The organism is Paenibacillus campinasensis, from assembly GCF_002272015.1.
Taxonomy (GTDB): Bacteria; Bacillota; Bacilli; order Paenibacillales; family Paenibacillaceae; genus Paenibacillus_AQ; species Paenibacillus_AQ campinasensis.
In genome coordinates, this window is record NZ_NPBY01000070.1 from 1 (window position 1) to 20,721 (window position 20,721).

Annotated in this window: 20 protein-coding genes; 12 read left to right on the forward strand and 8 right to left on the reverse strand. The window is 51.6% G+C overall.

Annotated features, from left to right (window positions below; translation table 11 throughout):
* The first annotated feature begins 83 nt into the window (after positions 1-83).
* The gene (locus CHH67_RS20715) at positions 84-323 is read left to right on the forward strand and encodes a helix-turn-helix transcriptional regulator (protein ID WP_095267282.1); all 240 of its coding nucleotides are present in this window, start codon (positions 84-86) and stop codon (positions 321-323) included.
* Entirely contained in the window at positions 313-663 is a 351-nt protein-coding gene (locus CHH67_RS20720) for a DUF2178 domain-containing protein (protein ID WP_095267283.1), read from the forward strand. Before CHH67_RS20715 ends, CHH67_RS20720 begins: the two co-directional genes overlap by 11 nt.
* 146 nt (positions 664-809) lie before the next feature.
* Here CHH67_RS20720 and CHH67_RS20725 read toward each other — a convergent pair whose 3' ends face one another.
* Both CHH67_RS20725 and CHH67_RS20730 read right to left on the reverse strand, forming a co-directional pair.
* Positions 810-1,700: a class I SAM-dependent methyltransferase gene (locus tag CHH67_RS20725; RefSeq protein WP_095267284.1), complete on the reverse strand. Its 891-nt coding sequence runs from the start codon at positions 1,698-1,700 to the stop codon at positions 810-812.
* Between the two features lie 232 nt (positions 1,701-1,932).
* The gene (locus CHH67_RS20730) at positions 1,933-3,303 is read right to left on the reverse strand and encodes a helix-turn-helix domain-containing protein (RefSeq protein WP_095267285.1); all 1,371 of its coding nucleotides are present in this window, start codon (positions 3,301-3,303) and stop codon (positions 1,933-1,935) included.
* Positions 3,304-3,514: 211 nt separating this feature from the next.
* On the opposite strand from CHH67_RS20730, the gene CHH67_RS20735 reads away from it, so the two are divergent.
* Genes CHH67_RS20735 through CHH67_RS26300 form a run of 3 tightly spaced genes read left to right on the forward strand, consistent with a single transcriptional unit; the run spans position 3,515 to position 4,890 of the window.
* Positions 3,515-4,033, forward strand: coding sequence for a DUF4241 domain-containing protein (locus CHH67_RS20735; protein WP_095267286.1), 519 nt, complete (start codon positions 3,515-3,517; stop codon positions 4,031-4,033).
* Between the two features lie 57 nt (positions 4,034-4,090).
* Complete coding sequence (locus tag CHH67_RS20740; protein ID WP_155618673.1) at positions 4,091-4,666, forward strand: GNAT family N-acetyltransferase; 576 nt, start codon at positions 4,091-4,093, stop codon at positions 4,664-4,666.
* Positions 4,667-4,713: 47 nt separating this feature from the next.
* Complete coding sequence (locus tag CHH67_RS26300) at positions 4,714-4,890, forward strand: hypothetical protein (RefSeq protein ID WP_218832056.1); 177 nt, start codon at positions 4,714-4,716, stop codon at positions 4,888-4,890.
* Here the strand turns inward: CHH67_RS26300 and CHH67_RS20745 are convergent.
* Together CHH67_RS20745 and CHH67_RS20750 are read right to left on the reverse strand one after the other, a co-directional pair.
* Positions 4,869-5,246, reverse strand: a complete 378-nt coding sequence (locus CHH67_RS20745; RefSeq protein ID WP_095267288.1) for a hypothetical protein — start codon at positions 5,244-5,246, stop codon at positions 4,869-4,871. The two genes, CHH67_RS26300 and CHH67_RS20745, sit on opposite strands and share 22 nt — an antisense overlap.
* Before the next feature lie 412 nt (positions 5,247-5,658).
* The gene (locus CHH67_RS20750) at positions 5,659-7,800 is read right to left on the reverse strand and encodes an alpha-amylase family glycosyl hydrolase (protein WP_095267289.1); all 2,142 of its coding nucleotides are present in this window, start codon (positions 7,798-7,800) and stop codon (positions 5,659-5,661) included.
* Positions 7,801-8,124: 324 nt separating this feature from the next.
* Here CHH67_RS20750 and CHH67_RS20755 point away from each other — a divergent pair, with 324 nt between their 5' ends.
* The 4 genes from CHH67_RS20755 to fhuB all read left to right on the forward strand — a co-directional run bounded on the left by CHH67_RS20755 (position 8,125) and on the right by fhuB (position 12,317).
* A complete protein-coding gene (locus CHH67_RS20755; protein WP_095267290.1) occupies positions 8,125-8,700 on the forward strand; it encodes an SMI1/KNR4 family protein in 576 nt (191 codons plus the stop codon).
* 83 nt (positions 8,701-8,783) lie between these two features.
* Positions 8,784-8,990 (forward strand): hypothetical protein, encoded by a 207-nt coding sequence (locus CHH67_RS20760; RefSeq protein WP_095267291.1) that lies wholly within the window; start codon positions 8,784-8,786, stop codon positions 8,988-8,990.
* 178 nt (positions 8,991-9,168) lie between these two features.
* Positions 9,169-10,212 carry an ABC transporter substrate-binding protein gene (locus tag CHH67_RS20765; protein ID WP_179292184.1) on the forward strand — a complete coding sequence of 348 codons (1,044 nt, stop codon included), beginning with the start codon at positions 9,169-9,171 and terminating at the stop codon, positions 10,210-10,212.
* A complete protein-coding gene (gene fhuB / locus CHH67_RS20770) occupies positions 10,209-12,317 on the forward strand; it encodes a Fe(3+)-hydroxamate ABC transporter permease FhuB (protein ID WP_095267293.1) in 2,109 nt (702 codons plus the stop codon). The genes CHH67_RS20765 and fhuB overlap by 4 nt, the downstream gene beginning before the upstream one ends.
* A 131-nt stretch (positions 12,318-12,448) precedes the next feature.
* On the opposite strand, the gene CHH67_RS20775 is transcribed toward fhuB, so the two are convergent.
* Both CHH67_RS20775 and CHH67_RS20780 read right to left on the reverse strand, forming a co-directional pair.
* On the reverse strand, positions 12,449-13,231 hold the full coding sequence (locus tag CHH67_RS20775; protein WP_244908281.1) for a GNAT family N-acetyltransferase: 783 nt from the start codon (positions 13,229-13,231) through the stop codon (positions 12,449-12,451).
* Complete coding sequence (locus tag CHH67_RS20780) at positions 13,221-13,910, reverse strand: HAD family hydrolase (protein WP_095267303.1); 690 nt, start codon at positions 13,908-13,910, stop codon at positions 13,221-13,223. Before CHH67_RS20780 ends, CHH67_RS20775 begins: the two co-directional genes overlap by 11 nt.
* 141 nt (positions 13,911-14,051) lie before the next feature.
* Here CHH67_RS20780 and CHH67_RS20785 point away from each other — a divergent pair, with 141 nt between their 5' ends.
* Positions 14,052-14,399, forward strand: a complete 348-nt coding sequence (locus CHH67_RS20785) for a hypothetical protein (protein ID WP_095267304.1) — start codon at positions 14,052-14,054, stop codon at positions 14,397-14,399.
* 159 nt (positions 14,400-14,558) lie between these two features.
* Here CHH67_RS20785 and CHH67_RS20790 read toward each other — a convergent pair whose 3' ends face one another.
* Positions 14,559-15,404 (reverse strand): nucleotidyltransferase domain-containing protein, encoded by an 846-nt coding sequence (locus CHH67_RS20790; protein WP_095267294.1) that lies wholly within the window; start codon positions 15,402-15,404, stop codon positions 14,559-14,561.
* Between the two features lie 197 nt (positions 15,405-15,601).
* Between CHH67_RS20790 and CHH67_RS20795 the strand changes: the two genes are divergently transcribed.
* Both CHH67_RS20795 and CHH67_RS20800 read left to right on the forward strand, forming a co-directional pair.
* Positions 15,602-16,462, forward strand: a complete 861-nt coding sequence (locus tag CHH67_RS20795; RefSeq protein WP_095267295.1) for a phosphotransferase — start codon at positions 15,602-15,604, stop codon at positions 16,460-16,462.
* Between the two features lie 195 nt (positions 16,463-16,657).
* On the forward strand, positions 16,658-18,583 hold the full coding sequence (locus CHH67_RS20800) for a PAS domain-containing hybrid sensor histidine kinase/response regulator (RefSeq protein WP_095267296.1): 1,926 nt from the start codon (positions 16,658-16,660) through the stop codon (positions 18,581-18,583).
* Between the two features lie 160 nt (positions 18,584-18,743).
* Here CHH67_RS20800 and CHH67_RS20805 read toward each other — a convergent pair whose 3' ends face one another.
* Positions 18,744-20,456 (reverse strand): cellulase family glycosylhydrolase, encoded by a 1,713-nt coding sequence (locus CHH67_RS20805; protein WP_095267297.1) that lies wholly within the window; start codon positions 20,454-20,456, stop codon positions 18,744-18,746.
* Positions 20,457-20,721 lie beyond the last annotated feature (265 nt).

Below are 20,721 nucleotides of genomic sequence, written 5' to 3' on the forward strand. Positions count from 1 at the left end.
GTAAAGTTATTTAACGCTTTTGTATAAGTATACTTTACTTTTATAAAAAGTAAGTTTATAATTTGTTTCAAGAGGTGATGGTCATGAAGAAAGATTTTGGTGATTCGATATCTAACAAGGTTTATGAATATCGTGTACTTGCCAGAATGTCTCAGCAAGAATTAGCTGAGAAGGTCGGAGTTTCCAAACAAACCATCTTCGTCATGGAAAAAGGAAATTATGTTCCGACGCTGCTGTTAGCTTTTCGAATTGCGGAGTTTTTTAATGTTGATGTAAACGATATTTTTAGTTACGTGAAAGGAAATGATCAAAATGATAAGTAAGTTTTTCTCAGATATCCACGACGCAATTTTTTCACCTTTAAAGTCCTGGGCTGAACAATCTCCGGGAAATTGGAATATTCTCATTGGTGTGGGTGGATTACTGCTTATTGGTAGTATGATTTTTGTCTATGTATTTCATAAGATGATTGGGCAAGACGACGAACGGACAAATAAAATCTTTTTGAAAAGCAGTTACTGTATGCTGTGGGCCATTATTCTATGTGACATGATTTTTCCCAAAGAGTATATGTGGAACATCTTTTTCTTGTTCAAATATTCGCTGGGCTTTTTAGCTGGTGGAGTTTACATGGCCATACAATATAAAAAGGACTTTTCATAGAGGACAGTTACGATAGGCTAAAGCTCATGGCGAGTCATGAAGAGAACGTGTGGATACCCGTCAGGCGTTTAACAACCTGTGCAGTATCCACACGGATAATAAGGGATTCGGGCTTAACGGTCCTTCAGTAATTTCGCGATAAGCACTCAGTTCTCTCGGGTATACATGTTCTGATCCTGCAATCGAATCAGTACTTTGCCGAATCGTCCGCCTTCCTGGATAACAACCTTGCCAGACGGATAGGCTTGCTCCAGATAGTCGGCAATGATCTTTCGCTTCCGCTCATCCACAGGCAGTCGATGATGACGAAGCCAAGTTATCGCTTCTTCCAGCGCCTCTTCTGCGGAGAGTTCCTTTGATTTCGTTTCCCGTGTAATCAGCGATTCGTAAGCGTAACCTTTCAAATACAGCAGATGCAGCAAGTATGCCATTTCCGTAGGTTTCGAATGGAGGGGCTGATCGGTGACGAGCGGCCAGATCTCATTCACCAGGCTATGCTCGTGCGTATTTACCGGCATGCTGATATAACAGAACTGTCGGGCGCATTGGAGGATCTTGTCCACGCTATCCCAATCATGGACAACCGGACACATGGAGACAAAGACGAGATCGAATGCCTGATTCCAGCCTCTGGCCGCGACGTCGATATCCTCGAACCTCTCGGGTACAATCTTGACTTGATGTTCGGTCAGATGCGCGATGTTGTGGTCCAGCAATTCGATCAGCGGAGGGGAGGTCTCAATGGCCGTTACCGCAGCTCCACGCTCCGCAAACGGCACGGTGAACACGCCCGAGGCGGCGCCGATATCCAACACTGAGGCATGCTCGAACCGTACGCCCTGTCCTTCCAGCCAATTCATGATTCTCCTGGACCGCTTCCGTCCCTCTTCGTTAAACGATTGCTCGTTGAATGCCTCGGCCTTCTGATCGAAAGATCTGGAAGGATCAATGCCGGCCTTTCTCATTTTGCTTATCACGGTGTTGGCGTCGTCTTTCCACGCTTTTTCCCATATAGCTGCATTAAAAAATTCATTCATGTTGTCGCCTCCAATTGTTTATTTGTTGTAATTGTAGATCTTCAATGTCCATGATTAAGACGCGAAAAGGTTGCACTTGCTGACATCATCATTAATCCGTACTTTTCAAGAACGGCTGCGACTTTTCACCCTCCTTCTCGGTGGGGGTCTTTATTATAGATCTATGTTATCCATAATAAACAATTCAACTTCAAGTTGCAATCCCATTGTCATCTGAAAATGTAGAAATGGATTAAATCACAAGCATCCCGCTGCTTCTGCGGCTTTGTCGTATCGCTTCATATCGCTCCAGATCGGCATGACTTAACTTGGACCGAAGATGCTCCAGGATCGTCTTACATCTCATAACGTTGACAGGATTGCGGATTTGATAGGAGACCTCTAATGCGTCTAATAAATACCCGATGCCTTTCGAGGTGTTCTGCTGTCGCAAATAATACTCCCCGACATCCGCCAGGAAAATGGCAAAGCCGTCATCGATCATCTGGCCGGTATAGGTTCCGGTGGCGCTTTTGTCCTGAAGAAACGCTGCGATAAGATGTTCATTCGGCTCAAGATATCTCTCAATCTCAAACTGATACCTATTGGCAGCCTGGACAATGTTGAATAGAGCACGAAGAATTTCGTTCTCATGGGAAGAGATGTACGCCATGTAGGCATCGAGCACCTCTACTTTTCCCATCATCAACTGATACAGATAGCGGTTGGCCGTCGCCCACACCTTAAACTGCTGCTTGGTGTCTTCGGCAGCTTCATCACTTTCTACAACCCAGCTGTGCTCCTCGTAGCGGGATACGTACTCCAGGGCCAGCTCATAATCGGCATGCTCGGCGGCAATAGAACCTAGAATCAGGTCCGAGTATAAAATATAACCGAATAACGGCTTCGCTGGCTCGATCACGCTTCTCTTCGTCTTGGAAGCATGATGCTTGGCGTTATACCGCATTCTAGCGATGCGTCCCATTTCCTGAGCATACCCTCGTGCCTTGTCCCACTTACGTAAAGACAGCAGAATATTCGCCAGGTCCTTCAGACCGTCCAATTGCAGAGCCTCCGGAAGCCGCCGGACATAGGGCTCAAATTGAATAGCACAGTTCAGGTTATGCTCCTGATCGGCATTTAAGGAAGACGTGAATATTCGATACTGGCACCAGCTCAATCGTTCCGAATGCTGATATTTTTCACTTTCGGCAACTTTTGTGTAGAGGATGAGGGCTGCTTCGGCATATCCTTGATGATACAGTTCCTCTGCACAATCAAATAGCTGATCGGAGTAACTCAGATGCTCTGTCAGCATACCTGCCGCCTGCTCGATACAATCGAGCTTGCCTATTTCAGCACAGCGGATGATATAAGGACCGAGCCTTCTCCAGTTGGCCGTGGATTCTTTTACATACGCCGCATAGAAGTGCCCTTCCTCAAGGCCCATCGCACGCGTAATCGCGTCCAGGCTTGCTACAGACAGCTGCAGCTGTGCATGAAGGAATCGGCTGAGGGTTCCCGAGTTCACTCCGGATTTTGCGGCAAAGGCAGAGATGCTCACATGATTCTCCTCCATATATCGTAAAAGCGCTGTGCTGATCGTGAAGTCGGTAGGCACCATCACACTCACCCTCCAAGACGTGTTCCATATTCAGGAAATGACGTATATAAGTAATTTACTGTACGAATACACCCGTGGTCAATGCCTTACAACAGAAATCTGGTACATAAGTAGCATGGCTATTTTCCTTGCGTATTCAATAAGCTGATCCGCTGCCTTCGATGCATGCTAGAATAGATGTACAACAACATTGTGAATGGAGGTATCCTCGTTGATCATTCAACTGGGTAATTTCGAAGTGAATTCCGGTCAACTGGTAGTGGCCGATCCTTGCTATGATTTGGAGACGACAAGCAACGTGATCATAGGTACGGTGGAGCCTGTGCTGAACGGCATGTGGTCCGCAGAGGTGGAGAAGATCGAACTCCCGGACTGGGGCGAGGCTAACGCTAAGCTGACGGCATATCATCCATCTGTTGCCGAACAGGGCGAATATCTGGAATGGATCAAATGTCCGTTTGTCGTTGGGGTGGATAGCGGGCAGGCGGGGATTTTTGATATTCGCAAGTACCGGATTCCGGATGCAGGAGCAGCACCGGGCAGCTCCGATACAGACTCTGATTGGTATTACGCTTGTTGTGATATGACCGAGAGCGGGGAAGAGGCCGGCGTGCTGGATGGAGGGGCCGTCTCGCGCAGCGGCATAGGTGACGGGGCGTACGGCGTGTATAAGGCGGTTAATGCCCAGGATCAGGTCGTTGGTGTGAAGATTGTGTTTATTAAACGTTAGGATGCATCCGCAGCGTCGAATATTTAGATAAGGGTGATTCCAATCGAAGCCATATGCATGAAGCCAATTCATAAGTTCACATCTGAAGAGCAGCATGAGCTTGGGGATTGTAGATACGCAACACATCTACAGTACAAGGTAACTAAAATTGATAGCGAAGAAAGAACCATGATCGACATTCAGCTGGTTGAACTTGAAGAACCGTATCATAAAGCATACACAGCCAGTGAAGATGATTGGGAGCTTTATAGCAGGATTGCTCCCCAGGGATATTCATTAGGAGCCTATATAGGCACTTCATTAGTTGGTGTAGTCATAGCTGAGGAGGTAAAGTGGAATAATACCGTATTGATTTGGCATTTTCAAGTTGCAGAAGACTATAGAAGAATGTCTGTGGGTCGACAGTTGATGGAAGAATTAGTACGTCTTGCAGAGGGAAACGGAATCCGAGCTATCAACCTGGAAACGCAGAATACCAATGTGAATGCGATAAGGTTCTATAGAAAATGTGGATTTGAAATAGAAGGAATTGATCTATCCTATTACACGAACGATGATGTATTCGATGGAGAAGTGGCTATTTTTATGAAAAGAAAAATTAAAATTCGGGCAACAGGGCAAGGATTGATGTAACGGTATCTGTGTTCGATTGTTATCCGATATGAACGAATCCCCGTTGCATGGAGGGATGGATGCTGCATGTTGTTATGGTGATTCGGGACTTCTTCATGCAGCTCAATCCCGCTGTCTACTACATCACGGATCATTATCGCAACGCCCCCTATGTGCTTGTGCGCCTGTCCGCTGCCTGGCAGCCGATGGGGGGCCGTGATCTTTACTTGGCGCGGACGATCTGATCAAAAAACGCCTTAACCTCCTCAATATCCTGCGTGTCTACAACAATCCCTTTATCATTCGTCACTAACATGGTCGGGAATTTCTTGACCTTTATTTTTTTGGCTCTTTTTTCGTTATCCACTCTCGTCACATCATACACCTGGATGCCTTTAATCACGGTCAACAATTCATCGCTTGAGTTCATATAGTCAAGCAGCTCCATATCGAGCGGGGTTCGCTCTTCGTAAAATAAGTGAATCACATAGGTTTCACTGGAATCCGAGAGAAAGTAATCTATAGCCGCCTCTCTATTAGAGCTGCTGCATCCTACTGTCAGCCATAACGCCATAATAACAAGCCATACCGTCTTCTTCACAGGGTTCACCTCATGGTATTTCTAAGATCATTCTTCACTTATCTTGGTTAACGCTGAGTACAATTTCTCAAAAACATAGCTTCCATTATCTTGGATTTTATATTTCGTATGATCAACTATAAGTTCTCCTTCTTCATTGATGTCTAATGTGTAGTCATCTAAAGAACCATTGCCGTCACGATAAAATATATACACACTTAAAAACGGGCCTTTCTAATCAATTATAAGGGATGAAATGCAGGAGTTTCCATTTGTTTTATCGATAAATCCTTGGGGTACTTTTATGGTCAGTGAATACACCTTAAGAATCGTGCGTGTGGAGGCAAGACCCTATAGCACCTTTCCCCCACATAACGTAACAAGCGGCCCCGAGCCTCTACCCGGAGCCGCTTGCTTACCTTGCAAGTGCCTATTAAGGCTGCCAGTTCACATTCATCGTTGCCGTGCCGCTGGTTGGGGTGGTGAAGGTGCGATTCGCGCCGCCTTCCCATGTGACGGTGGAGCCTTGCTTTTTCAGGAATTTAAATTCAATCGTTTGGCCTGCCGGAACGCTGACATCATAATACCAAGTCGGGTATTGGTAGACGACCTGATTATACATCGGGCCGATCGCGTTGTTCGGATCCCAGTTGCCCAGCTCGCTGACATTGCCCGTGAGGAACACATTCTGTCCCAGCGCCGTTGTGGCATTGTTGATTACGAACCGAACGGTGACCTGGTCTCCGGTCAGCACCTCGAAATTGTCGTAGATGTTGCTGGCTGCTCCGGCTGCGTTGGCAACTCTGATATCATAGATGCCGCCAGGGACCGCAGGGATTTTCACCTGGATTTGTGTATCTTCCCAAGCTACGATGTCCGCGCCAGTGACTGCCGTTGTACCGAAGTAAACCGTTCCCTTGCCGGAGCCGAAGCCGCGGCCGTCAATCGTAATCGTGACCCCTGGCTTGGCCATCATCGGGCCGACATTGCCGATGATCGGAGCTGTGGCATCGGTTGTGTACTGCCATACAGCAGTGCCGCCAGGAGCCAAAGTAAAGTTGGAAGCTGCACCGCCAGCACCCACGGTTAGCGTATTGCCGTTCAGAATTCCGCCGAGCACATCGTTATAGCTGCCCTGCGGGAGGGAAGTGACAAGGCCGGTAATCGAAGCCGGTGTGTTCATATTGCGGTTAATGGCAACAACGGCCACGTTATTGCCGAATTTGCGTTCATAGATGATCACATCGTTGTTGATCCAGCGCTCCTGTGTGGAACCGTAAGCGATGGCCGGGTTGGATTTGCGGAGCGGAGCGAGCTTTTGGATGACTTGATATGCGGTCGTCGTCGTGGAGAAGGAAGGAATCCGAGCACGGTTGTCCGGATCATTCCCGCCAGACATATACTGCTCGCTGCCGTAATAGATGGCAGGCACACCGCGTGAAGTCAGGGTAAAGGCCAGCGCCTGCTCCAGCTTCCGTCTGTCGCCATTGCTGGTGTGGAAACGCTCCATGTCATGATTGTCGATGAAGGTCACCTGGTCATTCACCTGGGCATAGTCTACTTCAGAGCCCTCCAGCATCGCTTTCAGGCCGTACATATTGTCGGTGTTGTCCCTGAACACTTGCCGGGCCTTCTGGGCAAAGCGGAAATCGAGCAGGCTCATCCCGGACTCGTTAGCGAATTGATGGTATTCCGGACTAATCTCATTGACGCCAAGGAACCATTCGCCGAAGGTGAAGACCGGCTTGTAGTTGTTAATGGTGGACATAAAGCTCTTCTGCCAGCCGAATGGCATATGCTTGACCGCGTCCACGCGAATGCCGTCAACCCCGAGGTCGAGCCACATTTTGATGGCATCCTTCAGATACACATCGACGCTGCTGTTGTTATGATTCAGGTCAGCCAGATCGTACAGGTTTTTATAAATGCCGTTCTCAATGGTGGAGAAATCCGTGCCGCCATAATGGTGGAACAGATTTTGGGTATCGTTGGTGTATCCGCCGAGCAGGTTGCCGTTATCGTACAAGCGGCCGTTCTCTGCAAAAGAAGGATCATCCGAAGAAGCCGGAGATGTATGGTTCGGTGCAAAGTCGATGATGACTTTTATGTTATGCGCATGCGCGGTGTCGATCAGGTTTTTGAAGTCCTGCATCGTCCCGTAGGCCGGATTGGTCTTCTTGAAGTCCCGCGCCCAGTAGCCGTGATAAGCCGTATTATGGACGCCGGAGTAGTTGATCACGCTGTAGATATTCTCGACAGGCTGTGAAATCCAGATGGCCGTAATGCCCATGCCGGTCAAATAACCGTCGTTGATTTTGTTGATGATGCCTTGCCAGTCGCCGCCGCAGTATAAGCGAAGATTCGTACATGATCCGTCAAATGCCGCGCCGGTCGGATTGTTGGCCGGATTGCCGTCCGAGAACCGGTCGGTGAAGATCTGATATATGACATCCGTGCTGAAATTCTGCTTGTTGGATACCGAGGTATCCGGGGCTGCGTGGACCGGGCTCAAAAGGCCCAGCGTGAGGGATAACCAGAGTGTCCATACGGCTGTTAGTTTCATAAATCTTTTCATACTATACCTCCTCATCGTATACAATGCTTGGGGATAACAGGCCTGTCCGTCGCTTTGGGGATCACCTCCTTCATCTCGGCTACATAAAAAACCCCGGCGTCTCTAATAGAGATACCGGGGTTGTTCCATACCAGGGGTAAGGTAAGGAATGCATAGCCCTTAGCTTGTATGTAAGTATAGTGATGTGTTCTTGTTCATTTTATATGAAAGCGAATTCAAATGTCAATATATAACAATATTCTCAGATATATAGTATGATCATAGGGAGTGGGATTAAGGAGTCGAGACGGATCAGGAAGACTGCCTTATAGGGGGATCGACGCTATGAATGTTAAAGATTTTATCCGCCAATTCAATGCCCGTTATCCTGACGTGGACCGGTGTGCACGGAATAACAGTCGAGAGATTACAGAGCTGGAAGGAAGATTGGGCGTGCCGCTGCCGCAATCGTTCCGCATGTTTCTGAGCGAGCTTTCTAACGGGATGTTTCTGCTGGACAGCGAGCCGGTAGGAGGGTGCAGCAGCGAGTCCCCTTGCGGGGAGATCTGTATGACGAAGGTTATCCTGCCAGACCTCCCCGAGCAGGTAGCTGTCGCCGGATTAAGAGAGAAGGTGGAGGCCAGTCGGCTTGTGTCCTTCACGATGTTCGATGCGGTTGCGTTATCCAATGACCATTGGGTGTTCATATATGAAGAGGGGACTCCGAATGACGAGTACAGGCTCGGTTTTATAAGCCAGCGTTCGAAGTCGATCGTTACAACCCTGCCAAGCTTTGAAGAGTGGTTGACCATTCTTTGGCAGCATGATGATGAAGAAGGAGCGGGAGTGCCTGTATTTCATGCCCTCTATCCCAACGTTGAGGAAAGAGACAGGCTTCTGGAGCAGGATGGCGGAACATAATTATAGAGTCGTAACGGCTCTTAACGGCTCTTTCGATTTCGGATCAAGAGATACGTAACGAATAAATTAGAGGAGGCGAGTATATGAAGCGAATCCGTATTATCCGTCCTCATGAGGACGCAGGGCTGAACTATGTCGGCTGGCTGCTTTTTTGTGCGTTATCCTTGGTCACCGGGGGAAAATGTCATTCCATTGAACATTTGAAGCTGCAATATGAGGTGAAGGTAAAGAAAGACAACCAGCTTCATGTTCGCATGCTCGAAAGCGAGCACGAACGGCTGTTGCGCTAGCGGCAGCCTTTTTATATCACGGTTCCGAAGCAAGGGCAGGCAAAATTTTCACCGCTCGCTATAATTCTATTGACAATACAATTGAGAATGATTATCATTTTTATTGACGTCAATGATTGCAATGATGACATCATTCATGGATCACAATACATAGGAAGAATCGAGGGGGAGAAACACAGTGCGTAATGCCAAGAGTTTAGTATTGATTTTATTCATATTTGCAGTGGTTCTGGCCGGCTGCGGCGGAGGAGCCGGGGGAACGAGTCCTGCAGCCAATTCCGGAGCGAATGAGTCTGCTTCGAATGCGGGAGAGACGGGTCAAGGCGGGGACAATGCGAATAACAGCCCGCAGACCCGCAAGTTTGAGCATGCGCTTGGAGAGACGGAAATCACCGGCGTGCCGGAGCGTATCGTCGCGCTGGAGTGGGTGTACGCCGAGGATGTGCTGGCGCTTGGGGTACAGCCTGTCGGCATCGCCGATATTGAAGGCATGAACAAATGGGTGAACATCCCGGTTGAGATCGGGCCGGAGGTAACCGACATCGGTCTGCGTCAGGAGCCGAACCTGGAGATCATCGCTTCCTTGAAGCCGGATCTGATCATCGGCGTGAAGTCGACGGCGGAAGCGAACTATGATGCCCTCAAGAGCATCGCGCCAACTCTGATATTTGACCCCTATCCGGGCGAAGGGGAAGGCGATCAATATGACGAAATGATCAATACCTTCAAGACCATTGCCGATGCGATTGGCAAGCAGGAGGAGGCTGAGCAAGTGCTGAGCAGCCTGGAAGAGACGTACGCGGATGCCAAGGCCAAGCTGGAGGCGGCCGGTATGACCGAGCGTCCGATCGTGCTTGCGATGGGATACAGCAACCAGAATGCGGTGACATTCCGGATCTCCACGGACAATGCGCTCGCCATCAAAACGCTGGAGCATATCGGCCTGACCAACGCGTATAAAGCGAATCAATTCGAAATATACGGCTTCACAACGACGGATGTGGAGGCATTGCCGGCACTTCAGGATGCGAATTTCCTGCATATTATCCAGGAGACCGACAACATTATCGACAATCAGCTGAAAGACAATCCGGTGTGGAAAGGTCTGAATTTTGTAAAAGAAGACCGCGTCTACGCGCTTGGCGGGGACATGTGGCCATACGGCGGCCCGCTGTCCGCCCAGCTTATGGCGCAGAAGACAGCTGACCTGCTCGCGCAATGAGTTCCGCTCAGCATCCGGCTCAAGGCGCTCAGCCGCCGAGCATCCATCCGGCCCCGCCCGCCTCTACAGGTTGGAGGGGCTGGAAGCCGTTATGGGTGCTGGTTCTGGGCCTTCTATCCCTGATCGTACTTACGTTTGTCAGTCTGACCCAAGGGCTGGCTGATATCTCCGTCAAGACGGTAGTTCAAGCGCTGGTATCCCCGCAGGACATCGCGGACCACCATATGATCCGCAGCGTTCGCCTTCCGCGAACGGTCATGGGGCTGCTGGCAGGAGCGGCACTGGCGGTATCGGGTGTGCTGATGCAGACCGTCACGCGCAACCCGCTGGCATCGGAGACAACGCTTGGCGTCAATGCGGGCGCTTATCTCGCGGTAGTGGTCGGCCTGATCTTCTGGCCGGGACTGCTGCATCAATACGCGCTGCCTTTGGCGGTTGCCGGTGGGACGCTCGCAGCGGTCGCTGTGTATGCGCTGGCGGGGAGGTCCTCCGGTTCGCCGCTGCGGATTGCCCTGTCCGGCATGATTGTGACGCTGGTGCTTTCCTCTGTGACAAGTGCGCTCGTGCTGCTGAATCAGCAGACAACGCAGGGCATTTTTCTGTGGGGCTCCGGCTCCTTGATCCAGAATGACTGGGATGGTGTCGCTTTCTCCTGGCCATGGATTGTCGGCGGCCTGCTCGTGCTGTATGTGGCAGTTCGCCAATGGGACATTCTGCTGCTGAATGAGGAGTCCGCCCGCTCGCTTGGGCAAAAGGTGGGCACCGCCCGCTTGCTGGCGATGGGCGCAGCGATCGTGCTGGCATGCGTGACGGTGAGTGTTGTCGGGCCGATTGGGTTCATCGGCCTGATTGCTCCCCATCTCGTCCGTCTGTCAGGTGTCATCCGTCACGGCGGACTGATCCCGCTGGCCGCGCTATGGGGTTCCGCGCTGCTCGTGGGAGCGGATACGGTGGCACGCATGTTCGTGAACGCTTATGGCGAGCTGCCGGTTGGAGCCATTACGGCCATGCTCGGGGCACCCTGCCTGATCTGGCTGGCGCTGCGCGTATCCCGCTCGATGATCGGAAGCCCGAGAAGCTCTGGAGGCTCCATGATGATGGGCGGAAGTTTACGGCGTGTGCCTTATCCGGTGTTGGTAGCGCTGTTCGGCACCCTGCTGGTGATCATCTGGATCCTCAGCCTGATGAGCGGCAGCCTGCGCATTCCGCTATCGGAAGTGGTTGCGGTTCTGACCGGTGGCGGGGAAGCGATGCACCGCCAGATCTTGCTGGACTTCCGATTGCCAAGATTGCTGACGGCAGGGCTGTCCGGCATGGCGATTGCCATTAGCGGAAGCTTGCTGCAGCAGGCCGTCCGCAACCCGCTCGGCGATCCGCAGGTCGTAGGCGTGACCAGCGGGGCTGGGGCGGGCGCGCTGCTGCTGATGGTCGGCTTCCCGCAGCTGTCGGCAGCCTGGGTGCCGGTGGGCGCGGTGCTTGGAGGCATCGCCGCCTCGGCCCTGGTGTACGCAGTCTCCTGGAGAAGGGGGCTGCATCCGACCATCCTGACCCTGGTCGGCATCGCTGTAGCCGCGCTCGGTTCCGCCATCATCAACCTGATGATTATTCATGCGAAGGTGGACGTCGCGCCAGCGCTATCCTGGATGGCGGGCAGCACCTACAATCGGACCTGGACCGAGGTGCAGCGGATCGTGCCCACCCTTCTCATTCTGCTGCCGATTGCCCTATGGCTTGGCCGCAGGGTGGACCTGCTTGCCTTTAGCGAGGAGAGCTCTACCGGCCTCGGCCTGCATGTGCGCAATGCGCGCCTGTATGTCGCCATCATCGCCGTGCTGCTCGCCTCGATCGCTGCCGCCAATGTCGGCTCGGTGGGCTTCATCGGACTTCTGGCGCCGCATGCGGCCAGAATGCTGGTCGGCCCGAACCACCGGCGGTCGATGCTCATTGCCGCACTGCTCGGCGGCATACTGCTGGCTGCGGCCGACTGGATCGGCCGCGTCGTCATCATTCCGAAGGAGCTGCCTTCGGGCATCGTGACCGCGCTGATCGGGGCGCCGTATCTGCTGTTCCTGATGTCAAGGAGCAGCAAGCTGAAGCGGAAATAGCGCGAGCAATACGGTTAGCGGCAATCCGGATTTCATCGATTCGCAGCAGCTATGTGCGTGAGCATGCATACGATAACATAAGAAGAGGATGTTCCCAGGCCGCATGGGCGGCTTGGGAACATCCTCTTTTTTTATCCTATATTCAAGTTTTCCTTCACTCTGTACCAATACCGGTAAGTCTCGGTGTACCCGAGCTTGCCATACAGCCTGAGCGCCGGAGCATTGCTGCATACGACTTGCAAGTAGCTGTGTCTGGCCCCGTGCTCCTGCCCCCATCTTAACAGATTCAGGATTAGCTGCTTGCCGAACCCTTGGTTTCGATAGCTTGGTGCCGTCACAATATTGTATAGACCGATGTAATCGCCTTCCAGTACACCGAGACCGCAGGCGACGACCTGTCCCTCGTGGGACAGTGAAATGAATCCTTTTCTCGCTTTCATATTCGCCAGCATTCGGGTCAGGATCTGTGTATCCCGGTCTGTTACGCCGCTGATAGCGCAGAAATGCGCCATCCATTCCGATCCATCACCCTCATCGATGGTGACAGCAGCAGGTTCAGGCTCTGGCAGCTGCTCCCAATGCAACGTTAGGACACAGCATGTATCCGCTAACGAGTAACCCCGCTCCTCCAAGACGCGATCCAGATGAGCCGGATGCACCCCGGGTGTGATTTTAAAAATAGTCGGCAGCCGGTTCTCCGCATATATGCGCTCGCAATGGCGAATTTTCTCGATTACGTCCATGCTTGTCTCCGCGCCGGCTCCCCGGCCAGCGGGATATAGAGGACTGATAGAGTTGGCCCGTCTGGTATAACCGTCCGCGAAACGAAGCACCCATCCGTCGAACATAAGCGTGGATAAGGACGGCCAGTGGTTGATCGAATATTCCTCCAGGAACCGGTACCTACTGTCCACGTTGAGTCTCCAGCCCCTTGGGGGCGGCCTCGGCCAGCAGGTGCATTAATTGCTCGACACTATGTACGATGTGGGCCGGATTCTCGCTCCTCAGTTCCTCGATTGATCCATAGCCATAGGTGACGCCAATCGCATCGATGCCGGTCCGGTTCGCCCCGATCAAGTCGTGCTTTCGGTCGCCAATCATCACGAAATGCTGTCTGTCATACTCCGGATATTGATCTAATATCGTTTGGATAACTTCGGCTTTGGCCGATCGGGTGCCGTCCAGATTGCTGCCGACCACAACGTCGAAATAGGCGTCGAGGTGGAAATGCTGCAATATTTTTTCGGAGAATACCGTAGGCTTCGAGGTCGCCACGGCCAGCACCTTGCCGCGTTCCTTAAGCTCTGCCAGCAGCTCGGGAATCAGAGGGTAAAGTTCATTCTCATACATGCCGGTCGCCTGGAATCGTTCGCGATAATAGGCTACAGCCTGGCTGGTCTGGTCGGCGTCAAAAGCATACATCGTGGAGAAGGACTCCTGCAGCGGCGGGCCGATAAAGCCTTCAAGCTGGTCCAGATCGGGCTCGATGATCCCCATGTTCTCCAGCGCATATTGAACACATCTCGTAATCCCTGCCTTGGGGTCAGTCAACGTGCCGTCGAGGTCAAACAGAATGACGTGATAATGATTCAGCATATCGATCTCCCTTCCACCCGTGTACTGGGGGCTGCTTCCATGCCCAAAAAAACAATAGAATTGCTTCTGGAGTTCCATTATAATGCTTCTCATAGCGAAATGGAACGTAACGAGATTAAGATAGAAGGAAGGGTTACGATGAAGGTGATCACCTTATGCGGCTCCACGAAGTTCAAACCGCAATTCGACCTGGCGAACGCGTTTCTGACGCTGCAAGGCCATCTTGTGTTCGGACTGGCGTTTTTCGAGCAGAGCGAAGGCTTCGAGATTACCTGTGAGCAGGCGGAACTGCTGGGACAGCTCCATTTTCGAAAAATAGATCGGTCTGATGAAATCTACGTGATCGATGTCGGGGGATATATCGGCGACAGCACCAGACGAGAGATCGAGTATGCCAAGCAACAGGGCAAGGCTGTCCGGTATTACTCCAGCGGCGGGATTCCGGATTCCCTGGACCAGATTGTAAGCTTAACGGCTGGGAAGTAACGTGGGTGGAAAAAAGGGGACCCGCAGGTCCCCTCATGCTGCTCCAGCGCAGCTGGAGCAGCAAACCTGGAGCATCTGGCTAATTTGGCAAATGCCAGGCTCCAACGCACGTTCGAACTTCATGCTCGCTCGAACTCCATGCTCGCCTATATGCTCGCGCTAATTCTGGACTTCGCCGAGCAGCGCTCCCGTTTCGGCCACCAGATCCTCCAGCAGCTTAATCGCCTGCCCGGTGTTCTCGGGGTTCGTCGATAGCAGGCTGAAGAGATGGTCCACCCTGCGCTTGTAGTCCGCAGGTCGGTTGGCGAATCCGTCGATCATGCGCACGGCCTTCTTCTCATTGATGCAGTATTCTTCATTGAGGGCAAACAGCACCTGATTCAGACAGGAGATGCTGCGGAAGCAGTGGCCTGCCACGTAGGACAGGTCATCCTTATCCATATTCTTCTGGGCAAAGCGATGAGAGAACGAAGCCTCGAACATGAAAAAGCCGGTGATCGCATCCTTCAGCGGCTTCGGATACGGAAGGGTCTGCGCCTTCAGCCTGGCGATTTCCCCGTCGGGGTCGCTTAATATGCGGCAGGCAGCGACCTCGCCCATATACATCACGTTCAGATAAGCATGGGGATGCCCGGTGTGATAATGGCTCGATACGTTGCCGGATCGGCAGTCCTCCATAACCTTCTTCACTCTGTGAATATCCCGGAACAAGAGATCGACGTGATAGCCTTGGACGATGAGCCAGGCGCCGCCATTCACCCAGGCTCCCCACTCGCCAGGCGCGGCAACCAGCTTCTCTCTGTGCTGGTCATCAAGCCGGGTAGCCGCGCTGTTCATTTGCTGCAGATCAAATCCTGCCGATTCATCATAATAGATGCCGATATCGATATCGGAATGCTCATGCGATGTGCCTCTCGCCCTGGAACCTCCGAGAACGATGCCAACGATGCCGGGGATGTCTGCCAGCTCTTTGGTGACTTGCTGTATGATATGTTGAACGGTCATCTTTCTTTCAACTCCCTCATGATAGTTCATTGTTCATGGCGTCTGCTTCTTACTTATTCATCGGTCCGGTGCACCTCCTGCTATGTTGCTGTCCGCTCCCCGGCGTATTCTTATATGAATCAAGTGTATCATGTTTTGGCTCTGACGTAAGTTCACGATAACCCCGTAACGATCTTATAGAAGGAGGATGACTTCAGTTGGAGAATTGGTTTGACGCGATTGCGTGGATTGAACAGGATGATCGAATGCGGGATTTTCGACAGGAGGACATGACAGTAGAGGCTATGACGCATGGGATGGAGGCGGAGGTCTATAAGCTAAGCTCCCGGCAGCAGAGCGCTGTGCTCAAGCTGTGGAATCGCCATTCAAGACCTGATGTCGGACTCCAGTACCAGTTGCTGCTTATGCTGCATGAGCAAGGGCTGCCGGTATCCCGGCCGCTGCGCTGGGGGCGTGATCCGAACGGAGCTTCCGCTTTGCTGACCACCTATGACGGTACTGAGCTGACTAAAGTCAATACAGCGACCATGACCCGGCTCGCGCATATGCTCTCAAGCCTGCATCATATGCAAGCCGCACCTGACCTTAAGCTGCGGTTACCTGCAAACGATGATGTGAATTATTTCTTCCCTGCGATTCATGAGCATCCGGACCTGGATCGGGCACTGAGAACTGTACTCATGACAACTCCGGTGGGTCACGGACATATCATTCATGGCGATTTCCATATCCGCAACATTCTCGAGCAAGATGGCAAGTTTACCGTGATCGATTGGACAAACGCGCGGCTGGGCGAGGCGGGGTATGATTATGCCTGGTCTCTCCTGCTGACAAGAATCTACATTTCCGAGCGTCTGGCCACTTCATTTCGGGCGGCGTATTTATCGGCGTTTCCCCTGCCAGCGGAGCATCTTGAAGGCTGGGAAGCGCTGGCATGTCTCCGGTGGGTGCTGCTGCACAGAACCGGGGCTGTACCGGCTGACGATCGCATACGGGCGAGGGCCCGGGGCATACTGTCCGGCAATGCGCATCTGACCGGTTATAAGCTGGAGCTATAAATGTGCGTATTTAGGAAAAAAGAATCAGACAAACCTGTTTCCAAACCGCTGAACCGGTTTAAAATACATAAGATGTGCTAAATTTATCGGTTGGTTTGAATTCACAAATGTTGGATGGGGGTACGCCGCTTTTCATCCCTCATCATAAAATAAGTTAAGGTATAATAGGCGATAGCAGGAGGTGTAAGCAGTAGCATGAGCAATATCAGTGTATTTGGCAACCAGGGATTGTTTGAACATGTATATAAAAATGCGCCCATTGGCATCGCTTTGGTTTCGATTGACGGCAACTGGATTGATGTCAATCCCGCTGCATGCAAAATTTTAGGTTACACCCAGGCCGAACTTATGGCCCTTCCGGCAACGGATTTTGTATTGTCCGACAAGGTCGACAACTTGGATGAACTGGTTAAGATGATGAGTCAAGGGACAGACAAATTCGAGTCGGAGCGGCAATACCTTCATAAGAATGGCAACAGTATCTGGGCGGCGGTTCATGTCTCCCTGGTCCGGGATGAGGAGAGCGGGGAGCCGCTGTTTTTCATCTCGCAAGTGGTGGATACTACCGACAGCAGGGTCGCGGAACAGAAGCTGCAGGAAAGTATTGAACGGTATACCTCCTTGAAAAAATATAACCATGATGCCATCATCTCGTTCGGACTGGACGGCCGGATTATCAACGGCAACCAGATGACAGAGCAGATGACCGGCTATACAATTCCGGAGCTGATCGGAAAAAGAATCTCGAAGCTGATCGGGGAGCAGAATTTGGCGAGCGTCCTGAATCCGGCGAAGGACTACACCCTGATCGAGAAGGATATTACCGAGATCAGGCACAAAAGCGGCAAAATGGTCGAGGTGCTGTCCACCCTGGCTCCGATCATTATCCACGGCAATACGGTAGGCTACTACATCATTGCCAAAGATATGACAGAGCAGAAACGGCTTATTATCGAGAAGGAAGCTGCGGAGAAGACCAACAAGGCCAAGAGTGAGTTTTTGGCTATGATGAGTCACGAGATTCGTACACCGATGAACGGGGTCATCGGCATGACGGATCTGATTCTGGAGACGGATTTGTCCCCCGAGCAGCGAGAATATATTGAGATCATCAAGAAAAGCGGGACCACCCTGCTTAATATCATTAATGATATTTTGGACTTTTCGAAGATTGAATCGGGCAAAACCGAGCTGGTCGAGGAAATTTTCGGCGTGCGTACCACAATATCCGAAACGATCAATCTGATTTTGCCCAAGGCGCTTGAGAAGAATCTTGAAGTGACCACGTCCGTATCGCCTTGCGTGCCTGAAGTCGTTGAAGGGGACGTTACGAAGCTGAGGCAGGTGCTGATCAATCTGCTTGGCAATGCGATCAAGTTTACGCCGAACGGTGCAATCACCACAACAGTGAAGCTGCTGGCGCAGGAACAGAATACGGTGACGCTGCAATTTTCGGTGCGTGATACAGGGATTGGCGTGCCGGAGCATAAGATTCCACAGCTGTTTGAGCCGTTTTACCAAGTGGATCATTACATGACCCGTCATGTGGAAGGCACCGGGCTCGGGCTGGCCATCTGCAAGAAGCTGGTGCATCTGATGGGCGGCGAAATATGGTACGAGCCATCCCCGGATCATCCAGGATCGGCATTTATGTTTACCGTAAACTTCAAGGTGGAGGAAGAGGTTGCCGAAAAGCCGGGAGCAGAAACGTTGGAGGGTGTGCCTGACTCGGGGAATGCGCTGAAAATTCTCATCGCCGAAGACAATGAAGTGAACCAGCTCGTATTGAAAAAGATGATTGAGAAGCTCGGCTACAACTCCACCGTGGTGGACAATGGACAGGAAGCGATTGAGGCATACAAACGCTATCCGTACGATATCATTTTCATGGATATTCAAATGCCATACCTGGATGGTCTGGAATCCACCAAGAAGATCAGGGAGCTGGCAGCAGGGGACAAGCCTCCCTTTGTGGTCGCGGTGACAGCCCATGCCATCAAGAATGATCGAGAGAAGTATTTGGCGCTCGGGATGGATGAATATATCAGCAAGCCCGTCAGCATGGATGAGGTGTCCCGGGTCATTCAGCACTATCGAAAAATGGCCGAGGCGCCGGTATAAGCTTAGCTGTGCGCTCAAGTCCATGCCGTTGATATGGATCAGCGCGGTGCTCTCGCATGAGACAACCCGTTCAATGAGAGCTGGCTCGGACCGAGCAGCACAGATAGCCCTGCAAGGATCATTAGATCCCTTGCAGGGCTATTTATGATGGATATAATTCTTATCTCTGACTTCCGGTTACGCGGTTTCCGTTCTTGGTTATGCTGTATTCCAGCATTTCACCGCTCCAGAAATGGAATTTCAGATGTACGTCCCCGTCCCGTACTTCATTGAAGAAGTTCGAATGGAGCTCGATGGTTCCATCATCGTAGGAAGGGGAGAAGGTATAACCGAACTCTTTGAACGAAGTCCAGTTCTGCGGCCCGGCATTGCTGCCATCCGGATATACAGCCTCCATCGTCGCCAACTGATCGCCGCGGAAGGAAACCGGGATAAGGAAGGATTCGGTTGTCCCGGTTGCCGGTTGAAGCTGCGGCTGATCATTTACGATCACATGGAACTTCCAGTCTGCACCTTGGCTGAACTTGGCGGTCAGCTCGGCGTTGACGCCATACTGCCCAGGGGTAACAAGCCTTGAGAGCAGACTGGCTTTGATCGTCAGCCGATCACGGAATATCGTATAATCCGAGCCGGCATTCAGCGTTTGTTCACCCAGCGTGAGCGCAGTAAAGTGATTTCCATTCAGATTGAGCGTCATGGAAACATCCTGGAGGGTGCTTCCTTGCCCGACAAAGATCAGGTCCGTTTCCGCGGTGGATGACCGCCCGCTCCAGCCGGCCTTCATTATATGGAAGAAGTCGGGGTCGTTCCACGTCAGAGAAGAACGGTTGAAATGCTGCCCGTTATCCCACAGCATGTGCACAATCTGTTTCTCCTGAACCACATGCGTCAGATACTCGAAGAATTTCAATTTCTCACCCTGCTGAATGACACCGGTGTTTCTGTCAAAGCCGAGCAGTCCGTATTCTCCAAGAATGACAGGGATCCCCCGCGCGGTGAACGTCTGATGGACATTGCGGAACGTTTCATCAATATCGTTCTTCGTATCCTCTTCGAAACGGGTGTACCCGGCAATGTTGACACTGAACGGCCAGAAGCCGTAGAAATGTACAGTTGCAATCAGATGGTCGTCACTGAGTTTGGACATCGTTTTGTACAATTCGTCCATACGTTCCTGCGTAGGCGACGCTTCGAGCGTAGACAACACCAGCGGCCGGTCCGCGTTCAGGCTTCCCGAGCTGCGCACTATGCGATGGAAGGAGACGTTGAGTTCATCAAGCATTTGAAATTGCTTATGCTCATCTGTCGTTCCGCCATCGGTGAATCTCGGCTCATTCACGCTTTCGAACATCAGCTGATGCGGATGATCTTTAAAGCGATCGGCGATTTGTGTCCAGAGCGCATTGAAGCGGGCAACCACGTGAGCACGGTTGTTCTCCATATGGCTGATCCACAGCCAAGAGTCATGATGGACGTTCAGCATGACATAGAGATCTTCCTCAAGCGCCCAGTCCACCACCTCCTGAACCCGGTCCATGTAAGCCGGATTCACGGTATAGTTCGGCGCGTCCCCGATGTGATAATCCCAGGTCACCGGAATTCTGATGCTCTTATATCCCTGGGCAGCAATGTGCTGAATCAGCTCGCGGGTGACTCGAGGGTTCCCCCATGCGGTTTCATCAGCACCTACAGCATCCAGCGTATTGCCAAGGTTCCAGCCAGGCTGCATATCGTCAACGATGGACTGAAGCGTGCTGGTGCTTGCAGCCTCCGGGCTTGCATCTGCTGCTGAAGCTTGGGAAGGAGCGAGTGAGAAGAGAAGGCTCGACACCATTGCTAAGGTGAGCAGAACAGGAAGCAGTCGTTTTGTCATGGTCATTCTCCTTTACTTGAAGTTTCGTGTCTGGCGGCATGGAAGTCACCAAGAGCTGTTGCAATCGGGATGAATCGCATCACCTCACTTGCTGCGATGTTTGCTTCAAGCGAATAGCATGCTAGCTCCAGGCTGGTTACCCTTGAGCTCTAGGCGCACTGCGAGATTAGCTCCAAGCTGATTGCACATTAGCTTCAGGCTAAATCCGGATATTAGCGATAAGCTTGTTGAAAGCGCTTTCCATATAAAGTTAACATAAAAATCC

Excerpts from the sequence above, each read along its gene's own strand:
- CHH67_RS20715 (WP_095267282.1), top strand. The coding sequence starts at position 84 with ATGAAGAAAGATTTTGGTGATTCGATATCTAACAAGGTTTATGAATAT.
- CHH67_RS20720 (WP_095267283.1), top strand. The coding sequence starts at position 313 with ATGATAAGTAAGTTTTTCTCAGATATCCACGACGCAATTTTTTCACCT.
- CHH67_RS20725 (WP_095267284.1), bottom strand. The coding sequence starts at position 1,700 with ATGAATGAATTTTTTAATGCAGCTATATGGGAAAAAGCGTGGAAAGAC.
- CHH67_RS20730 (WP_095267285.1), bottom strand. The coding sequence starts at position 3,303 with ATGGTGCCTACCGACTTCACGATCAGCACAGCGCTTTTACGATATATG.
- CHH67_RS20740 (WP_155618673.1), top strand. The coding sequence starts at position 4,091 with ATGAAGCCAATTCATAAGTTCACATCTGAAGAGCAGCATGAGCTTGGG.
- CHH67_RS26300 (WP_218832056.1), top strand. The coding sequence starts at position 4,714 with ATGGAGGGATGGATGCTGCATGTTGTTATGGTGATTCGGGACTTCTTC.
- CHH67_RS20750 (WP_095267289.1), bottom strand. The coding sequence starts at position 7,800 with ATGAAAAGATTTATGAAACTAACAGCCGTATGGACACTCTGGTTATCC.
- CHH67_RS20755 (WP_095267290.1), top strand. The coding sequence starts at position 8,125 with ATGAATGTTAAAGATTTTATCCGCCAATTCAATGCCCGTTATCCTGAC.
- CHH67_RS20760 (WP_095267291.1), top strand. The coding sequence starts at position 8,784 with ATGAAGCGAATCCGTATTATCCGTCCTCATGAGGACGCAGGGCTGAAC.
- fhuB (WP_095267293.1), top strand. The coding sequence starts at position 10,209 with ATGAGTTCCGCTCAGCATCCGGCTCAAGGCGCTCAGCCGCCGAGCATC.
- CHH67_RS20785 (WP_095267304.1), top strand. The coding sequence starts at position 14,052 with ATGAAGGTGATCACCTTATGCGGCTCCACGAAGTTCAAACCGCAATTC.
- CHH67_RS20790 (WP_095267294.1), bottom strand. The coding sequence starts at position 15,404 with ATGACCGTTCAACATATCATACAGCAAGTCACCAAAGAGCTGGCAGAC.
- CHH67_RS20800 (WP_095267296.1), top strand. The coding sequence starts at position 16,658 with ATGAGCAATATCAGTGTATTTGGCAACCAGGGATTGTTTGAACATGTA.
- CHH67_RS20805 (WP_095267297.1), bottom strand. The coding sequence starts at position 20,456 with ATGACAAAACGACTGCTTCCTGTTCTGCTCACCTTAGCAATGGTGTCG.